Here is a 16,368-nt window from a genome sequence, read left to right as displayed (position 1 = left end):
CGCTCGAGTTCACAAAAGCATGACTTGTGCATATAACTATCTGAGGCTGCGGAAAAAAATAATTGTTAGCTAGTGGTTTTTACCTATTCGTGTTTTGTTGGTTTCGGCTTAGCTTCTTTCGATGTCTGCTCATTCTTATAGTTACCAATTTCAACCGCACAAGGTGCGTGCTGAGTTCTTCCGGTTACTGCCGATATCCCTGTTCGTTGTCGCCTTTGGCGCGGCGTTTGGATTGGCGGCGACTCAGACCGGTCTTTCGCCGTTTCAGTCCATTCTGATGAGCGTGACGGTGTTTGCCGGAGCGTCACAGTTCGGGGCGTTGGATTTGTGGGGCACGGAAGTGTCGGTGATCCCCATGCTCGTGGTGGTGTTTGCAATCAACGCCCGCCACCTGCTGATGGGGGCTTCCCTATACCCGATGCTAAAAGACGTGTCGCCGGCGCGGCGATATGGTTTGTTGCTGTTCCTGACGGACGCCAATTGGGCGATCTCGGCGCAGGATTACCAGAACGGCCGGCGCAATCTGGAAGTGATTCTGGGCGGTGGCGTTGTGTTGTGGCTGGCGTGGGTTCTGGGTACGGCTTTTGGTGCTTACTTCAGCGGTTTGCTGCAGAACCCGAAAGCCTTTGGTCTGGATATGGTGCTTGGCTGCTTCTTGCTATCGATGGTTTTGGGCGGCAAGGCGACGCCCCGGGTTGTGGTGGTCTGGTTGGTCGCCGGTATGACCTCTCTTGCGGCTTGGAAGTGGCTGCCAGCCAACATGCACGTCGTTGTCGGCGCATTGGCGGGCGGGGCCGTAGGGCTGTTCTGGTTAGAGCATCGACCTTTAGAAAACGCAGAGCAACAAGGAGCCGGGTATGACCATTGAAACCACCTCGATCGGCACTCTGGTTCTGATTGTTCTCATAATGCTGGTGACGTTGGTGACCCGTTTGGGCGGCGTTTTCGCAATGTCGTTTGTGAAGATCAGTCCGCGGGTTGAAAGCTTCATCAACGCCATGGCCAGCTCGGTATTGATCGCGATTATCGTGCCGATGGCGGTGTCCGGCGATGCCGGTGCGCTGGCAGCTTTGGTGGCGACGGCGATGACGATGCTGGCGATTCGCAAGCCATTGCCGGCTATCTCCGTAGGGATGCTGGCGGCGGCTTTGGTGCGTTATTTCGGCTAGTTTCCGTTGCCCAATGCTTGCTGGCAGGCGCTAGGAATTGCGTAGGGTTCGGTGGCGGATCGCTGATGCCAGCTGATCCAGCAGCTCTCTGGCCTCCCCATCGTGCAGGGCGTGGCATTTATCCTGAAGCACGCGCAGGTCGTGGTTGGACGGGGCGGTGGCGGCTTCTTTCTTCTGATCCAAATGCTGGCAGGCGGCCAGATGCGCCTTGATTTCGGTGTCGATCAGCCGAGACCCCAGACTTTCAACCGCTTCGCTGCAGAAAGGGCGGCTTCGATTCAGCAAGCTTCGGGCTTCAATGGCGGCCTGGCGTGCCTCCAGGCGTAACTCATTTGCGGCTTCCCCCGCTTCAACCGCCCGTAGAAAAATACCCAAGCGATCGTGGAGATGCCAAATGTTGGGCCAGATGACATCGTAGGCGGCTTTTTCGGTGCGGTAGCGCTCTTGTTCCAGCGGTGACCCTTGATCAGATGCTTTGGACCCGAGAGGCTGGTTGAAATCCGCCACTCGCATCTCGTCCACTTCCCGCCAGAGGCCGTCAACTCTTTCCCGCAGAGAACTAATTTGCTGCCGGATGCGCCTTCGGGTGCCCTGCGTCAGCAGGATGGCAACCAAGGCCAGAAGCGAAGCCCCTGCGACGACCAGGAGCGTCAGATTGTGGGGCGGCAGCATGGTCCAGAATTGACCGGTGTCCATGGCGTTCGACCTCCGTCGAATTCCTGTTCTAGGCTTACAGTATAGAGCCTATTCCTGAGTCTGTTTTCTGAATGGCAGCACCGAATGGGCATCGTCATAGTAGCCGGTCACTTGGTCGGCTTCTTCGCGGGTGAAATCGGCAATGGCGTCCCGAAACCCCGGGTGAAGGATACCGTGCCAGGAGTGTGTGATAATGGGCTCGAAACCTCGCACCAGCTTGTGCTCGCCCTGGGCGCCGGCATCGAAATGCTGCAGGCTCAGGGTCAGCGCAAGTTCAATGCCTTGGTAGTAGCAGGTTTCAAAGTGCAAGTGATTGTATTCGTCCAGACAGCCCCAGTAGCGGCCATAAAGCGTTGATTCGCTCGCCAGAAACAACGCACCAGCAATCATTTCGCCGTCGCGTATGGCCATGATCACGTGCAGATGTTCGGGCAGGCTTTCCCGTAACTGTTCAAAAAAGGCTTTGTTGAGGTAGGGCCGTTGCCCTCGTTTCAGGTAAGTCGCTTGATAGAACAGGTAAAACGCTGACAGTACCTGATCGGAGATATCTCGCCCATGAAGGTGGCGGAAGCTGATGCCTTGCTCGGCCACCTGTCGCCGTTCCTTTCGGATGGATTTGCGTTTGCGCGAGGTGAGTTCGGCCAGGAAGTCGTCAAAATTCTGGTAGTTCCGGTTGTGCCAATGAAACTGGCAACCGATGCGGTGAAGTTCCTGGTCGTGGCTGAGTAAGGCTTGATCTGTTGCGTTTGGGAATAACAGGTGCCAGGAATGCGCGCCAAGCTGGGCTGCGAGGTTGCTCAAGAGATCATCCAGTGTTTCCGGCGTTAACTCGGCTCTCGCGTCGTCATCCAACAGTAAACGGGGGCCTTGAGAGGGCGTGAAGGGAATGGCGATCAGCAGTTTGGGATAGTAGGGCAGGCCGTGGCGTTGGTAGGCTTCCGCCCAGGACCAATCGAACACATACTCGCCCATCGAATGGCTTTTCAGATACGCCGGAGCCACGCCACAGATATGACCGTCCCGGCGGAAAATTAAATGATGGGGTGTCCAGCCGGTTTCCGGGCGTGTGCAACCGGAAGCCTCCAGCGCCTGAAAGAATTCGTAGCGAAGAAACGGGTTTTCACAACCGGCCAGCCGCTGCCACTCCGTGTTGGGAATGTCAGCGATGCTGGTGCAGGTTGTTACCGTGATCTCGGGTGCTGCCATGGTGATAATGAGCTCTGTGAAACTAGGCCCTTACCATACGACAGAACCCGAGGGTTGATCACTATTTCATGTTGTCGCAGCGTTTTTCCATTTTCTCCTGCCACTTCTTCATGCGCTTTTCGTGTTTTTTCTGGCGCTCGTCGTGAATGTCGCTCCAGATCACTCGTTGCTCTCCGGTGAGCTTCAGCCGGTCAGCCATCTCTGCACGGTGTTCCTGCATTTTTTCCTGGCGTTCTTCTCGGTGCTCTTTGCTGAATTTTCCCTTGCCTTCGCGGAAGTCTTCACACATTTCTTTCTTGTCGCGCTTGCCTTCGTGGTGACCCTCCCCTTCGTGGTCATGTGCAAATGCGGCGGGGCTGGAAGCGAACAGAGCGGCCATCAATACGCCGGCGGTCATTACGGAGGTATGTGCTTTCATAATGTATTCCTCGTTGGTTTCGACTGTCTACGGAACCCATGTTACGCCCTTAAAACGTCAGCGAGCGTCAGGCTTGTGTAAAGGTTCGGTAAAGGAAAAAGTCGGCGCGCCAGAGGCGTAGGGGCACCGTGCTAGACTAGCTGCAGATAAAGTTTGAGGGGTGGAAATGCAGAATCGGGTATTGCTGGTCGAAGACGACGAAGAGCTGAGGCAATTGCTGGCGCGCTATTTGACGACACAAGGTTTCAGTGTGCGAGAAGCGGCCAATGGTCGTGATGGCTTGTCGCTGGCCTTGGGGCAGGATTGCGATATTGTGGTGTTAGATATCATGCTGCCGGACATCAACGGCCTGGATGTTCTGCGTGAGCTCAGAGGTAAAACCCACCTGCCCGTGATATTGCTGACGGCCCGAGGGGACGAAACTGACCGGATTGTAGGTCTGGAAGTCGGCGCGGATGATTACATTCCCAAGCCGTGTAACCCTCGTGAGCTGGTTGCTCGCTTGCAAGCAATATTGCGGCGGGTAGCATGGGATCAGCAGGCTGATGTGGATGCCAGCCGGGTCTACGGAGACCTTCGGGTTGAGCCAGACCAGCGTCGGATCTATCAGAATGACACCCCCCTTGAATTGACCGCGACGGAATACGAAGTGTTGCAAGTATTGCTTGCCCATGCGGGCAGTGTTGTGCGTAAAACTGATCTGATGCAGTGGGCTTTGGGGCGAAGGCTCGAAGCCTACGACCGGACGCTGGATATGCACGTGAGTAACTTACGTAAAAAGCTCGGAAATGACGACCCGACCAGAATCGAAACGGTGCGGGGCCTTGGATACAGCTATCGGGTGCCAACTGAATGAAGCGTGTTAAGTTTCCCTTGTTTTGGCGCATTTTTCTGTCCATTTGGTTGGCAATGGCGTTGACGGTAGCAGCCAGTCAGCTTGCCACTCGCCTCCTGCTGGATAGCGAACGCCAGGCTATCGAACGCCAGGTGGGTCTGCATGAAATCGCCAATGAAGCGGTGAATCTAAGGCAGCAGCTTGGCAAAAACGAGGCACTGCGATTCCTTCGTGTTGAAGGTGAGCAGCTGCAGCTCCACTTGATGCTGATTGAAAAGGAGCGTGGCCAACATCGACTGCCGCGCAGTGTTCGCGAACGCATTAAATCCGATTGGCTGCCAAGCAAGCCGGCAGTGCTGGATCTGGACGAAGGCTATCAGTTGATTGCCTGGCCTCGAATGGGCAGCGAAGGCTGGATGCACCCGGGCTTTTTCCGAATGATTGAGCTTGTACTGGCTTTTCTCATCATATCGTTGGCCTGTTGGTGGGTTGCGCGGTTTGTCTCTCGACCGCTCAGACACATGGAAGGCACTGCTCGCTCGATTGCCCAGGGTAATACCGATCTGCGGGTGGCCGATACCATTGCCCACCGCCGTGACGAAGTGGGGCAGTTGGCCTTGGCGTTTAATGCTATGACCGACCGCCTGTGTCAGTTGCTGGATCGGCACAATCGGTTGTTGAGAGATATTTCCCACGATCTGAGAACTCCCCTTGCTCGGCAAAGGGTTGCGATTGAACTGGCCAGTGACGAGGGCGCAGATCCCGTGCTGATGGCGAGCATCCTGCGCCAGAACGAGCGGTTGGAAACCATGACCGGCCAGATTTTGACCTTGTACCGTGTGTCTGAAAACGGAGCGTCTATTGAGCAGCAGCCGGTCAAACCCTTGTCTTTGATTAATCGGGTATTGGGCGATGCGAGTGATTACGCTGAGCAGCAGGGCATAGACTGTAAATTGTTGGCAAGTGATGACGTTGTTTCTGTCTCAGTTCTGGGTGATCCCGGACTGTTGCAGAGAGCATTCGATAATGTTCTTCAGAATGCATTGGATCACACGCCGCCGGGGCAATCGGTTGCGGTTGAACTCTTAACGAAGAATGGGCAGGTGGAGTTTTCAATTGCCGATGAAGGGCCGGGTGCGCCAGAGGAGATGCTCAATCAGCTGTTCGAACCGTTCTTTCGCGCCGACGAATCTCGTGGCGGTAAAGGCTGGGGCTTGGGGCTTTCTATTGCTCGGGATATCATCCATGCCCATGACGGCGTCATTACGGCTCGCAACCGTTCGCGTGGAGGGCTTCAGGTGACTGTTCAGTTACCGGTTTTCTTCGGAAGCTGATGGGGCTTTGGCCGGCAGTGTTGTTGGCGTTTGTTCGGCTTCGTCGTCAGTGGGTTTCAGGTGGCACGCATTAGAGAAATCAATGCCTTCCTGTAATTCGTCTTCTTCAAACCGAATGCCGCAGCCGGCTTTCCGGAATTTTGCTGGGCTGGCGGTGCCCGGTGTTTTATTTTCGCTGTCGTTGGATGTCATAGGTTGCCTCATGAGTAAAGATTACCCGGTTCCGTCAGGATACCTTGAGCGAGAAACGGAAGTGAAGAAAAGCCGTTTTATTGCTCGGGTGTACCCGATCGGTAGCCGTGATGACGTGCGCGAACGGGTAGCCGAGGCGCATCGAGAATATCCGGATGCCCGCCATGTGTGTTGGGGGTATCAGATCGGCCGCCCCGGCTCGGCCGTAGAGGCGGCGATGAACGATGATGGCGAGCCTTCCGGCACAGCGGGTAAGCCGATTCTGAACGTGATTCAGCATAAAGACATGGGCGATGTGTTGGTGATCGTGGTGCGCTATTTCGGCGGAATCAAGTTAGGTGCTGGAGGGTTGGTGCGTGCCTACGCCGGTGCAGCGGAAAGTGTGTTGTCGGAGGTGGGCCGGGTGGTCCAGCAAGTCAGGGTGCAAGCTCATGTCGAACTGGACTTCGCCGATGAACAGCCGCTGAGACATTGGTGTGACGGACACGAAGGCAGCATTGAGTCGATTGATTACAGCAACAGGGTTCATGCACTGGTATCCGTTCCTGAGGTCCGGCAGGATGAACTGTCTGCCTTTTGCGAGTCCCAGAAACTGGATTACCGTTTTGAAACCTGAAGAATCTGGCGGGTGGCACTTCAGTGACTGCGAGTATAATGTGACAGACACACTCCAATGCAGGAGAACATCTATGCGCGTTTTGATGATTGCAGCCATGACAATGATCCTGGCCGGTTGTGCCAGTAATGTCGTGACCGATTACAACACGGGGACCGTGTTCGGGAATTACAGCAGTTGGGCCTATGCCCCGATGGAACAAGGCTCCGGCTTTGCATCCCTTGATGATGCCCGGGTGCGCAGTGCGGTTGAACGAGAGCTTAACCGCAAAGCTATGAAGAAAGTGGCGAAGACCGACGCGGACTTGTTGGTCAGCTGGCAGATTGTGTCGGAAGAGCGTCTGGAGCAAACCGGCGTCGGGCTCGGCTTTGGTTTTGGTAGCGGAAACTTTGGTTGGGGCTTGTCAGCGCCCGCACCGGTTCGCGAAGTGACCGAAGGAAAACTGGTGCTGGAGCTGGTTGATCAAGACAGTGCGGAAGTGGTTTGGCGCGCGGCCAGTCGTCGTTACCTGAACGAAAACCAGTCTCCTGAATCCCGGCGTAAACTGATTGATGAGGTTGTCGCGGAAATGTTTTCGAAATACCCTCCCGGCTTGAACTGATTAACAGACAGGATTTGGTTGATGGGTATGAAAAAGCGGGAAGGTGGCCTGGTATTTTCCACGGAGCAGGGGCGCATGTGTCCGGGCTGCAGAAACCCGGTCTCCGAGTGTTCTTGCGGTGAGCCAGCACAGCCTGAAGGTGATGGCGTTGTGCGTGTCAGTCGGGAAACCAAAGGTCGTAAGGGTAAAGGCGTGACCTTGATTACCGGCATTCCCTTGGATAGCAAAGCCCTGAAAGACTACGCCAAAGTGCTAAAAGCAAAATGCGGCACAGGTGGTACAGTAAAGGACGGCGTGGTGGAGATTCAGGGCGATCAACGGGATCTTCTGGTGCCCTTGCTCCAGCAAAAAGGATGGACGGTAAAACGGTCCGGCGGCTGAGGCTTTATTTAATCGATTACTAAGGAACAAGAGGTATGCACCTTCTGGTACTAGGCGCTGGGGTCGTGGGAGTAACAACGGCCTGGTTTCTTCAGGCGCAGGGGCACCAGGTTACGGTGGTCGATCGTCAACCTCAATCCGGGCTGGAAACCAGTTATGCCAATGGTGGTCAGATCTCCGTCTCCCACGCTGAACCTTGGGCCAGCCCGGCAGCGCCGCTGAAAATACTGAAGTGGCTGTTCCAACCTGAAGCGCCCCTGCTGTTTCGGCCGGGGCTGGATCCTTACCAATGGCGCTGGGCGCTTTCATTTCTCGGTCAATGTACCTCGGCCAAAGCCGCTCATAATATTCGCGAGATGGTGAATCTGGGCAGCTACAGTCGGGGCCAGCTTCAGTCCTTGCGCAAAAATATTGGCTTGGAATACGATCAGCTCGACCAAGGCATTCTCCATTTTTATACCAGCCCCAAAGAATTTGAAGCTGCTCTGGAGCCCGCACGGATTATGCGGGAGTTGGGCTGTGACCGGCAGGTGATTGAGGCTGACCGTGCGGTAGAACTGGAACCAGCACTGACGCCTATTCGCCATCGGATTGCAGGTGCGACTTATACCTCTGAAGACGAAAGTGGCGATGCCCGGAAGTTCACTCAGGCGTTGGCCCAGCGCTGTAAGGATGCGGGTGTCGAGTTTCTCTATGACACCGAAGTGCTGGGTTTCGAGAAACTAGGCGATCGGATTCTCGGGGTACAGGCCTTGAGCCAAGGCAAGCACCAAACGCTCCGGGCTGAGAATTATGTCTTGAGTTTGGGGAGTTTCAGTGCGGTGCTCGCCCGATCGTTAGGGCTGTTTTTGAACATCTACCCTGCCAAGGGATACTCCATTACGGTTCCGGTCAAGAATGAAGACGCCGCCTTTAAGGTGAGTCTGACCGATGATGAGTTCAAGCTGGTTTACTCCAGACTGGGCGACCGTATTCGGGTCGCCGGTACAGCAGAATTGGGGGGGTACAGTCGGACGCTGAATGGCACCCGTTGCCGGGCTATCGTACGCAGGGCTGCCGAACTTATGCCGGAGGCAGCGCATTGGGAGCAAGCGGAGTTTTGGACCGGACTGCGGCCAACCACGCCTTCCAATGTACCGTACATCGGCAAAAGTCCTTTCACTAACCTGTACCTCAATACCGGGCATGGCACGCTGGGCTGGACCCATTCTTGTGGCTCCGCTGCAGCCTTGGCCGACATTGTGAACGGGCGCAAGCCAGACGTAGACTTCACCTTCACCGGGCTGTAAATCGCTCACAAAAAAGCCGGTGCGCGAGAACGGGCACCGGCTTTACTAGCGTGGCGGATTACTCGGTTAGCTGATCCCGGATCAGTTTCTTGTTGATCTTGCCCACGCTGGTTTTCGGTATATCTTCTACAAAATCAATTTGGCCGGGAATGGCCCACTTGTTGATTTCGCCGCTCTCCACAAACTGCTGCAGATGCTGTTGGATGTCTTCCAGCCCCACGTCTTCTGAGGGCTTCAGAGTCACAAGGGCGTAAGGCCGCTCGCCCCATTTTTCGTCAGGCACGCCTACGACGGCGGCGCCGGCAACCGCCGGGTGCTGACTGATCAGGTTTTCGAGATCGAGAGACGACAGCCACTCGCCGCCGGTCTTGATCACATCTTTAATGCGGTCTTTGATGGTAAGCGTATTATCCGGATCGATTGAAGCCACATCACCCGTGTGCAGCCAGCCGCCTTGCCAGAGATCTTCGCCTTTCTGTGGCTCTTTGAAGTAATTCTGGGTCAACCAAGGGGCGCGAGCCACCACTTCGCCTTTGGCTTCGCCGTCATGGGCAACTGGTTGGCCATCCGGGTCGACAATTTCCAGCTCGACCATGGGCACGGCGATGCCCGTTTTCACGCGAATGTGGGTTTGCTCTTCCAGAGGCAGTTCCAGATCTTCCGGCTTGAGATAGGTGGCGCTCAAAAGCGGGCAGGTTTCTGACATGCCATAGCCTGTGTACATCCGGATGCCGAGTTTGGCTGCGGCATCGCATAAGCCCTTGGTCAGGGCGCTTCCGCCAATCAGCACATGCCAGTTGCTCAAATCTGCGGTTTTGATTGATTCGGTGGCCATCATCATTTGCATGACAGTGGGCACGCAATGCGACGTGGTGACCTTGTGAGTTTTGATAAGATCGACCAGCAACTCTGGCTCGTAGCGTCCCGGATACACCTGTTTGATGCCCAGTAACGTTGCAGCATAGGGTACGCCCCACGCATGGACGTGGAACATGGGGGTTACCGGCATGTAAACGGAAGAAGAACGCAGGAACGGCATTTCATCGTAGGCCGACAGGGTGCCGGTCATGGCGAGAGTGTGCAGAACCAGCTGGCGGTGACTGAAATAGACACCTTTGGGATTGCCCGTTGTGCCAGTGGTGTAAAAGGTGGTGGCAACACTGTTCTCGTCGAAATCCGGGAAGTCGAACTGGTTGTCGGCCTTGCTTAGTAGGGTTTCATACTCACCCAGGGTCGCTATGGAGGTGTCCACCGCTGAATCGTTGTCGGTGAGCTGAACCCAGGTTTTAACGGTTTTGATGTCGTCTTTAACGCCTTCAATAATGGGCATGAAGTCATCGTGTACCAGGACTACGTCGTCTTCAGCGTGGTTCATGGTATAGACGATTTGATCCGGTGACAGTCGCACGTTCACGGTGTGTAGGATGGCGCCAATCATGGGGATGGCAAAGAAGCACTCCAGATAGCGAGGCGTATCCCAGTCCATTACCGCAACGGTATCGCCAGCTTTTACGCCGGCATCGGTCAGTGCGTTCGCCAATCGGTTGACGCGATCGCTCAGGTCGGCGTAGGTGTATTTGCTGCGATTGGCGTAGACGATTTCCTGGTCCGGGTTGTATCGAGGCCCGGACATCAGGAGTCGTTTAATCAGAAGTGGGTATTGATAGGCACTGTCTGCTGGCTGAAGGATTTTTGTTTTTGCCATATTGAAACACCTTATGTCTGTTGTTGGTTGTTATTGCTCCCAGGGATTGCCTTGGGTGTCTTTCATGGATTTGACGCCGATGTGCATCGCGGCTTTTGCCAGCATGTTGGCGCTCACCGGTGCTGTCATGAATAGGAATACCGTGATGAGTATTTCTGAAATGCCAAAGCCTTGGCTACTGAAGTAGATCACGGAACTGAGCATAATCGCGCCGACACCCACTGTGGTCGCTTTCGTCGGACCATGCAAGCGGGTGAAGAAATCGGGCAGTCGGGCCAAACCGATGGCACCGACCAGGGTGAATGCGCCGCCGAGAATCAACAGGGCAGAAACAATGTATTCAGCAAGTGGACTCATGGAAAGCCTCCTTCGGCCCGATTATTCGATGACGCTGCCGCGTTTCAGGTATTTAGCCATGGCGACGGTACTGACGAAGCCCATGACGGCGATCAGCAGCCCGGACTCGAGGTACATGCGCGAATTGAAGGTGATGCCGAGTAGAATGATCATGGCGATGGCGTTGATATACAGGGTGTCCAACGCTAGTACCCGGTCGGGTGCGTCCGGTCCTTTGATCAGACGATACACGTTAAGCAACGCAGCAAGCATGACCATCGCGATGGTTATGTAGAGAGCTGTCATCATCATCGAAACATCTCCATCAACGGCTTCTCGTATCGCTTGTGGATGGCATCGATCACCTCTTGCTCGCTGGCAGCATCCAGAGCATGGATCAGAAGCACCTTGTTGTCATCGCTGACATCCGCACTTACGGTCCCCGGCGTCAATGAAATGGTGCTCGCCAGCAACGATATGGCCAGAGGATGATCCAGCTGCAGCGGGTAGTTTACGAACATTGGTTTGGGTTGTCTGGGTTTTAGAATCAGTATCGCCACCTCAAAACTGGCAATCAGAATATCCCAGAGCACAACAAGTACAAAGATTGGCATGCGCCAAACTTTCACGAACACAGGTCTTTCAGGCCAGAAACCGTGGGTGATTTGCGGAATAATCCAGGCCAACAACAAACCCATCACCACGCTGGCTCCGGAAATACCGTCGCTCAGGAATTGCCAGGTGCTGAAGAGCACCAGACTTAACCACGGTTGCGGGAAGTTCAAACGGTCCAGCATCAGTTATTCCCCCCGAACACCGGTGTTGTGAGAATCTGGGTATAGGCCGAGGTATCGAACAGTTGGGCGGCTGTGGCCTCTGTATATTCGTTAATGGGGCCGGCAAAGGCCACGACCACAACCGTTAGCCCGATCAGCGCTCCGGTAGAAACCGACACGACACCTTTCATCGGTTCGGGTGGTTTGATGTGGCCATCGATCGTGCGCCAGAACAGGATACTGCCCGCGCGGCTGTATGCGATAAGGGTGAGGAAACTGCCTACCAACAGCACAGACCAGAGCCAGGCCATTTGAGGGCCGGCCTCTACTGATTTAAGAATCAACACCTTGCCGAAGAAGCCGCTCAGCGGTGGCAAGCCAGCAGCGGCTACCGCACCAACCATGAACAACACACTCAGTAGTGTTCGGTGCGGCATTTTTGGGGCGGTGACAATACGGTCTCCAGCACTGCCCCTTTGAATGGCCACCATTTCCGCGACCAGAAACAGGCCCGCAACAGTCCAGGTGGTACTGAGCAGGTAGAACAGGGCGGCCGAGAGGCCCGCTTCGGAACCCAGAGCAATCGGTGCTAGCAAGGTGCCAACCGAGATGATGACCTGCCAGGCAATAAGCGTTTTCAGGTTGTCAGCACCCAGCGCGCCAATGACACCCATGGACAGGGTGATCAGAGCCAGAGGAAACAGCCAGTCCATGCCGAGAAAGGCCAGTTCTCCGGCGTTTTCGCCGAACATCAGCACATAAACCCGAATGATTGCGTAAACGCCGACCTTGGTCATGATGGCGAATAAGGCAGCCACGGGCGCCGTGGCTTTGGCGTAGGCCTTCGGCAGCCAGAAGCACAGAGGCAAGATGGCAGCCTTCAGTCCAAACACCACCAGCAGCATCATGGCACCGGCCTTGATCAGCGACAGGTTTTCACCGGTCACCTGCGGGATCTTAATTGCCAGATCCGCCATGTTCAGAGTGCCTGTCACGCTGTAGATCATGCCCAGAGCGATCAGGAAGATGGCAGAACCGACGATGTTCAAGGCGGCGTAATGCAGGCCCGGTACCGTTCGACTGGTGCCTCCGCCGTGCATTAGAAGTCCGTACGAAGCAATCAATAGAATTTCAAACGCCACGAACAGGTTGAAGAGGTCGCCGGTAAGAAAGGCGACGTTCAGCCCCATGATCTGGAACAGAAACAAAGTGTGGAATTGTCGATTCCCTTCGTCAGCTCCACCGATTGAGAAGATGTGGGCAAGCACGGCTAACACCGAAGTCACCACCAACATCAGCGCAGCGAGGCGGTCGAGCACCAGGACGATGCCGAATGGCGGTTGCCAGTTACCGAATGCATACACCCGGTAGCTGCCATCATTGGCCAGACTCAACAGAACCACAGAGGCGGCCAAAACCAATACGCTGGTGGCAATGGCTAGAGTTCGCCGCAAGCCGATGGGCGCGTAACCCATAAACGTTTGCAATATCCCGCCAACTAGCGGAAGTACGATGGGAGCAATGAGCCAGTGATTCATTTGCCGGTTTCCTCCTGTTCCTGCGTGCGGTTAGCAGGCTTTACCGGCGGGCAGCCGTCTACATGATCGTCATCGTTGTCGGCCAAATTACGCAGTGACAACACCACCACAAACGCGGTCATGGCGAAGCCGATAACAATAGCCGTTAACACCAGAGCCTGGGGCAGCGGGTCTGAGTAGTTGTCCGCGGTGCCGAGAATCGCCTGTTGCGCGGTACTCAGGCGGCCGGATGCAAACAGGAACAGGTTGACCCCGTAAGACAGCAACGTAAGCCCCATAACAACCGGGAAGGTTCGGGCCCGCAATAGCAGATATACACCCGAGGCAGTTAGCGTACCAATGACCAGGGCAAACAAAACTTCCATTACGAATTCCTCCGCGGGCTCTTGATGGCTGAGTGCGGTGAAAGCCGGCCAATACTGACCAGAATCAGCATGGTGGCGCCAATGACCGTGAGATAGACGCCGAGATCGAAGATCAGTGCCGAGGCCACTTCAAACTTGCCGACCACGGGCCAGGTAATGTATCCGAACGTGGACGTCAGGAACGGATAGCTAAAGGCCAGGCTGCCTGCACCGGCAATGATGGCGAACAGCAATCCAAGGCCGATGACGTTGTGGTATTTGATGCCAACCCGATCCTGAGTCCAGATCATCCCGTTGGCAACGTACTGGAGGACCAGGGCTACCGAGGTAATCAGGCCGGCAATGAAACCACCGCCCGGCAGGTTGTGCCCCCGCAGGAAGATGTAAGCCGAGACCATGAGCGCCAGCGGCAACATCGGGCGTGCCACTTGCTTTAACATCAGGGGATAAGCGTCACGGGTCCAGGTGTGGCCCTGACCATCGCCGGGGGGCGGTGTCAGCGCGGTATTCTTGAGCATGGCGTAAATGCCCATGGCCGCAATCGCTAGCACGCTGATTTCGCCCAAGGTATCAAAGCCCCGGAAGTCGACCAGAATGACGTTCACTACGTTGGTGCCACCGCCGCCGGGCTTGCTGTTCTCGAGGAAGAACTCCGAGATGGAGGTGAATGGCTGTGTCAGCATGGCCAGAGTGATCAACGTCATACCGATGCCAGCCACCAAGGCCAGAGCGATGTCTCGTGTCCGGCGACCTTTCGATGTTTCAAGCGGTGTCCATGATGGCATGTAGTACAGCGCCAGCATCAACAACACCATGGTGACCACTTCTACCGACAGTTGCGTCATGGCGAGATCGGGTGCCGAGAAGCGCGCGAAAGCCAGAGCAACCATCAGACCGACCATGCTGAGCAGCACCAGAGCGGTGAAGCGTTCACGGTGAATGAACGCGGTGGCCAGCGCTGCCACAATCAGGAACCCTGCGCCGATGGCTGTGGGCCAGTCGATGGGCGTCAGTCCATTACTGCCAACAAAGATCCCCAAATCCATGATCGGGACGATTGCAACCGCGATGACACTAACCACCACCAACATGGCGTAGCGTTGCAACGAGCCGTTCTCGATGCGAGCAGTGAGGCGGTGGGTAAAGCCCTCGATACGCATCACCACGGCTTCAAAGACGGCTTTCTCGTCAATTTCCTTGAAGCGTTCGTGGAAGTCGAAGAAGCGTTGGCGCTGGCTGTACATAAACAAACCACCCGCAAAGGCCGCGAGGCTCATCATCAAGGGCAAGTTGATGCCGTGCATCACCGCCAGCTGATAATCAGGAACCGCGCCGCCAAGCGTGGCCTGGGCCGCTGAAAATAGCAGCGGACCAACAGAAATGGCTGGGAACATACCCACCATTACGCAGGCAAAGACCAGAATTTCTACCGGGAACTTCATGTAGCGCGGCGGCTCATGGGGCGGGTAGATCGGCAGGTTAACTGGCTTGCCGTTGAAGAACACGTCGTGAATAAAACGGGCGGAATAGGCCACGGCGAAAATGCCCGCCAAGGTTGCGACGATTGGAGGAATCCAGGCCCAGAATCCGGGCAGGTTCAGCTCCAGAGATTCAGCAAAGAACATCTCTTTACTCAGGAACCCGTTCAACAACGGAACACCGGCCATGGACGAAGCAGCGACCATGGCGAGGGTGGCAGTGTGGGGCATGTAGCGCCACAGACCGTTGATTCTTCGCATGTCACGGGTGCCGGTTTCGTGGTCGATAATCCCGGCCGCCATAAACAGAGATGCTTTAAAGGTGGCGTGGTTGATGACGTGAAAAAGCGCAGCAACGGCCGCTAATTTGGTGCCCATGCCGAATAGCAGTGTGATCAAACCAAGGTGGCTGACCGTAGAGTGCGCCAGCAGGCCTTTCAAATCGTGCTTGAACATCGCGGTGTAGGCGCCGATCAGCAGAGTCGCCATGCCCGTGAAACTGACCAGATAGAACCAGAGCTCGGTGCCGGCAAGAGCCGGGTAGAGACGTGCCATCAAGAAGATGCCGGCTTTTACCATGGTGGCCGAGTGCAGGTAAGCAGACACCGGCGTGGGCGCTTGCATCGCGTGAGGGAGCCAGAAATGGAACGGGAACTGAGCCGATTTGGTGAATGCGCCCAGTAGCACCAGGGTCAGTGCGACCGGATACATGGCGTGGGCTTTAATCAGCTCGCCTGCGGCCAACACATCATCCAGCTCGAAACTGCCGACGATGTTTCCGATGATCAGGATGCCCGCGAGCAACGCCAGTCCACCACCGCCGGTCACGGCGAGCGCCATTCGTGCGCCTCGGCGAGCGTCCTGTTTGTGGGTCCAGAAACTGATCAAAAGGAACGAGGTAAGGCTGGTCAGCTCCCAGAAAATAAGCATGAGCAATAGATTGCCAGACAACACAATGCCCAGCATGGAGCCCTTAAAGCAAAGCAGGAGCGAGTAGAATTTTCCGACGTTCTCGCTGGCCTTCAAGTAGTAATGGGCATAGATAATGATCAGCAATCCGATGATCAGGATCAGCAGCGCAAACATCAGCGCCAGCCCGTCGAGGCGGAAGGAGAAGGAAATCCCTATCGCTGGCAGCCATTCGAAGCTATGCAGCACCACGCCGCCATCAGCCAGTGTGGCCCAGTGTGGAAACAGGGCTGCCAGCGCAATCAGCGCGGGCACAGAAGAAGCAATAGCAATCGCTGTACGCCCTCCCTGAGCAAACAGGGGGGCAGCAATCGCGCCTAAAAAGGGCAGTAAGACAACCAGCGGTAGCGACATCGCAACCTCGTTTTTGGTGTTTTCAGGCGTGAATGTAGGGCAAAAAGCCCTTCAGAGTGTAGCGGGCGGTCCGCCTCACTGCACAACAAAACCGGGTAAGCTCCGGTTTA

The 16,368-nt window shown here is 55.6% G+C and carries 19 protein-coding genes; 8 read left to right on the top strand and 11 right to left on the bottom strand.

The window, feature by feature from the left end; genetic code table 11:
- The first annotated feature begins 121 nt into the window (after positions 1–121).
- A complete protein-coding gene (locus VOI14_RS07300; protein WP_323751375.1) occupies positions 122–868 on the top strand; it encodes an AzlC family ABC transporter permease in 747 nt (248 codons plus the stop codon).
- A complete protein-coding gene (locus tag VOI14_RS07295) occupies positions 858–1,169 on the top strand; it encodes an AzlD family protein (RefSeq protein WP_323751374.1) in 312 nt (103 codons plus the stop codon). Before VOI14_RS07300 ends, VOI14_RS07295 begins: the two co-directional genes overlap by 11 nt.
- A gap of 30 nt (positions 1,170–1,199) precedes the next feature.
- Here the strand turns inward: VOI14_RS07295 and VOI14_RS07290 are convergent, their stop codons facing one another.
- The 3 genes from VOI14_RS07290 to VOI14_RS07280 form a co-directional block, all read right to left on the bottom strand.
- Positions 1,200–1,865 carry a hypothetical protein gene (locus tag VOI14_RS07290; protein WP_323751373.1) on the bottom strand — a complete coding sequence of 222 codons (666 nt, stop codon included), beginning with the start codon at positions 1,863–1,865 and terminating at the stop codon, positions 1,200–1,202.
- Between the two features lie 48 nt (positions 1,866–1,913).
- Complete coding sequence (locus VOI14_RS07285; RefSeq protein ID WP_323751372.1) at positions 1,914–3,071, bottom strand: GNAT family N-acetyltransferase; 1,158 nt, start codon at positions 3,069–3,071, stop codon at positions 1,914–1,916.
- A gap of 61 nt (positions 3,072–3,132) precedes the next feature.
- The gene (locus VOI14_RS07280; protein WP_323751371.1) at positions 3,133–3,489 is read right to left on the bottom strand and encodes a hypothetical protein; all 357 of its coding nucleotides are present in this window, start codon (positions 3,487–3,489) and stop codon (positions 3,133–3,135) included.
- 166 nt (positions 3,490–3,655) lie between these two features.
- Here VOI14_RS07280 and VOI14_RS07275 point away from each other — a divergent pair, with 166 nt between their 5' ends.
- Positions 3,656–4,345 (top strand): response regulator transcription factor, encoded by a 690-nt coding sequence (locus VOI14_RS07275; protein WP_323751370.1) that lies wholly within the window; start codon positions 3,656–3,658, stop codon positions 4,343–4,345.
- The gene (locus VOI14_RS07270) at positions 4,342–5,658 is read left to right on the top strand and encodes a HAMP domain-containing sensor histidine kinase (RefSeq protein ID WP_323751369.1); all 1,317 of its coding nucleotides are present in this window, start codon (positions 4,342–4,344) and stop codon (positions 5,656–5,658) included. The genes VOI14_RS07275 and VOI14_RS07270 overlap by 4 nt, the downstream gene beginning before the upstream one ends.
- Here the strand turns inward: VOI14_RS07270 and VOI14_RS07265 are convergent.
- Complete coding sequence (locus VOI14_RS07265; protein WP_323751368.1) at positions 5,635–5,850, bottom strand: hypothetical protein; 216 nt, start codon at positions 5,848–5,850, stop codon at positions 5,635–5,637. The genes VOI14_RS07270 and VOI14_RS07265 overlap by 24 nt on opposite strands.
- Before the next feature lie 10 nt (positions 5,851–5,860).
- On the opposite strand from VOI14_RS07265, the gene VOI14_RS07260 reads away from it, so the two are divergent.
- From VOI14_RS07260 to VOI14_RS07245, 4 genes are all read left to right on the top strand, one after another.
- Positions 5,861–6,466, top strand: a complete 606-nt coding sequence (locus VOI14_RS07260; RefSeq protein WP_323751367.1) for a YigZ family protein — start codon at positions 5,861–5,863, stop codon at positions 6,464–6,466.
- A 73-nt stretch (positions 6,467–6,539) separates the two neighbouring features.
- Complete coding sequence (locus VOI14_RS07255; RefSeq protein WP_323751366.1) at positions 6,540–7,067, top strand: DUF4136 domain-containing protein; 528 nt, start codon at positions 6,540–6,542, stop codon at positions 7,065–7,067.
- A 21-nt stretch (positions 7,068–7,088) separates the two neighbouring features.
- Positions 7,089–7,448: a translation initiation factor Sui1 gene (locus VOI14_RS07250; RefSeq protein ID WP_323751365.1), complete on the top strand. Its 360-nt coding sequence runs from the start codon at positions 7,089–7,091 to the stop codon at positions 7,446–7,448.
- 35 nt (positions 7,449–7,483) lie between these two features.
- Positions 7,484–8,737: a D-amino acid dehydrogenase gene (locus VOI14_RS07245; RefSeq protein WP_323751364.1), complete on the top strand. Its 1,254-nt coding sequence runs from the start codon at positions 7,484–7,486 to the stop codon at positions 8,735–8,737.
- A 58-nt stretch (positions 8,738–8,795) separates the two neighbouring features.
- Here the strand turns inward: VOI14_RS07245 and VOI14_RS07240 are convergent, their stop codons facing one another.
- Genes VOI14_RS07240 through VOI14_RS07210 form a run of 7 tightly spaced genes read right to left on the bottom strand, consistent with a single transcriptional unit; the run spans position 8,796 to position 16,258 of the window.
- Positions 8,796–10,442: a fatty acid--CoA ligase gene (locus tag VOI14_RS07240; protein WP_323751363.1), complete on the bottom strand. Its 1,647-nt coding sequence runs from the start codon at positions 10,440–10,442 to the stop codon at positions 8,796–8,798.
- A 30-nt stretch (positions 10,443–10,472) separates the two neighbouring features.
- Positions 10,473–10,799, bottom strand: a complete 327-nt coding sequence (locus tag VOI14_RS07235) for a Na+/H+ antiporter subunit G (protein WP_323751362.1) — start codon at positions 10,797–10,799, stop codon at positions 10,473–10,475.
- A 21-nt stretch (positions 10,800–10,820) separates the two neighbouring features.
- Entirely contained in the window at positions 10,821–11,090 is a 270-nt protein-coding gene (locus VOI14_RS07230; RefSeq protein ID WP_323751361.1) for a K+/H+ antiporter subunit F, read from the bottom strand.
- The gene (locus VOI14_RS07225; protein ID WP_323751360.1) at positions 11,087–11,575 is read right to left on the bottom strand and encodes a Na+/H+ antiporter subunit E; all 489 of its coding nucleotides are present in this window, start codon (positions 11,573–11,575) and stop codon (positions 11,087–11,089) included. The genes VOI14_RS07230 and VOI14_RS07225 overlap by 4 nt, the downstream gene beginning before the upstream one ends.
- Positions 11,575–13,092, bottom strand: a complete 1,518-nt coding sequence (locus tag VOI14_RS07220; RefSeq protein ID WP_323751359.1) for a monovalent cation/H+ antiporter subunit D — start codon at positions 13,090–13,092, stop codon at positions 11,575–11,577. Before VOI14_RS07220 ends, VOI14_RS07225 begins: the two co-directional genes overlap by 1 nt.
- The gene (locus VOI14_RS07215) at positions 13,089–13,457 is read right to left on the bottom strand and encodes a Na+/H+ antiporter subunit C (protein WP_323751358.1); all 369 of its coding nucleotides are present in this window, start codon (positions 13,455–13,457) and stop codon (positions 13,089–13,091) included. Before VOI14_RS07215 ends, VOI14_RS07220 begins: the two co-directional genes overlap by 4 nt.
- Positions 13,457–16,258 carry a monovalent cation/H+ antiporter subunit A gene (locus VOI14_RS07210; RefSeq protein WP_323751357.1) on the bottom strand — a complete coding sequence of 934 codons (2,802 nt, stop codon included), beginning with the start codon at positions 16,256–16,258 and terminating at the stop codon, positions 13,457–13,459. The genes VOI14_RS07215 and VOI14_RS07210 overlap by 1 nt, the downstream gene beginning before the upstream one ends.
- Positions 16,259–16,368: the final 110 nt, after the last annotated feature.

The sequence above is a fragment of the Marinobacter sp. genome (genome assembly GCF_034669625.1).
In the GTDB taxonomy this organism is placed as follows: Bacteria; Pseudomonadota; Gammaproteobacteria; order Pseudomonadales; family Oleiphilaceae; genus Marinobacter.
Note: the sequence above shows the minus strand (reverse complement) of the source record. Positions and strands in the feature narration are given on the sequence as shown.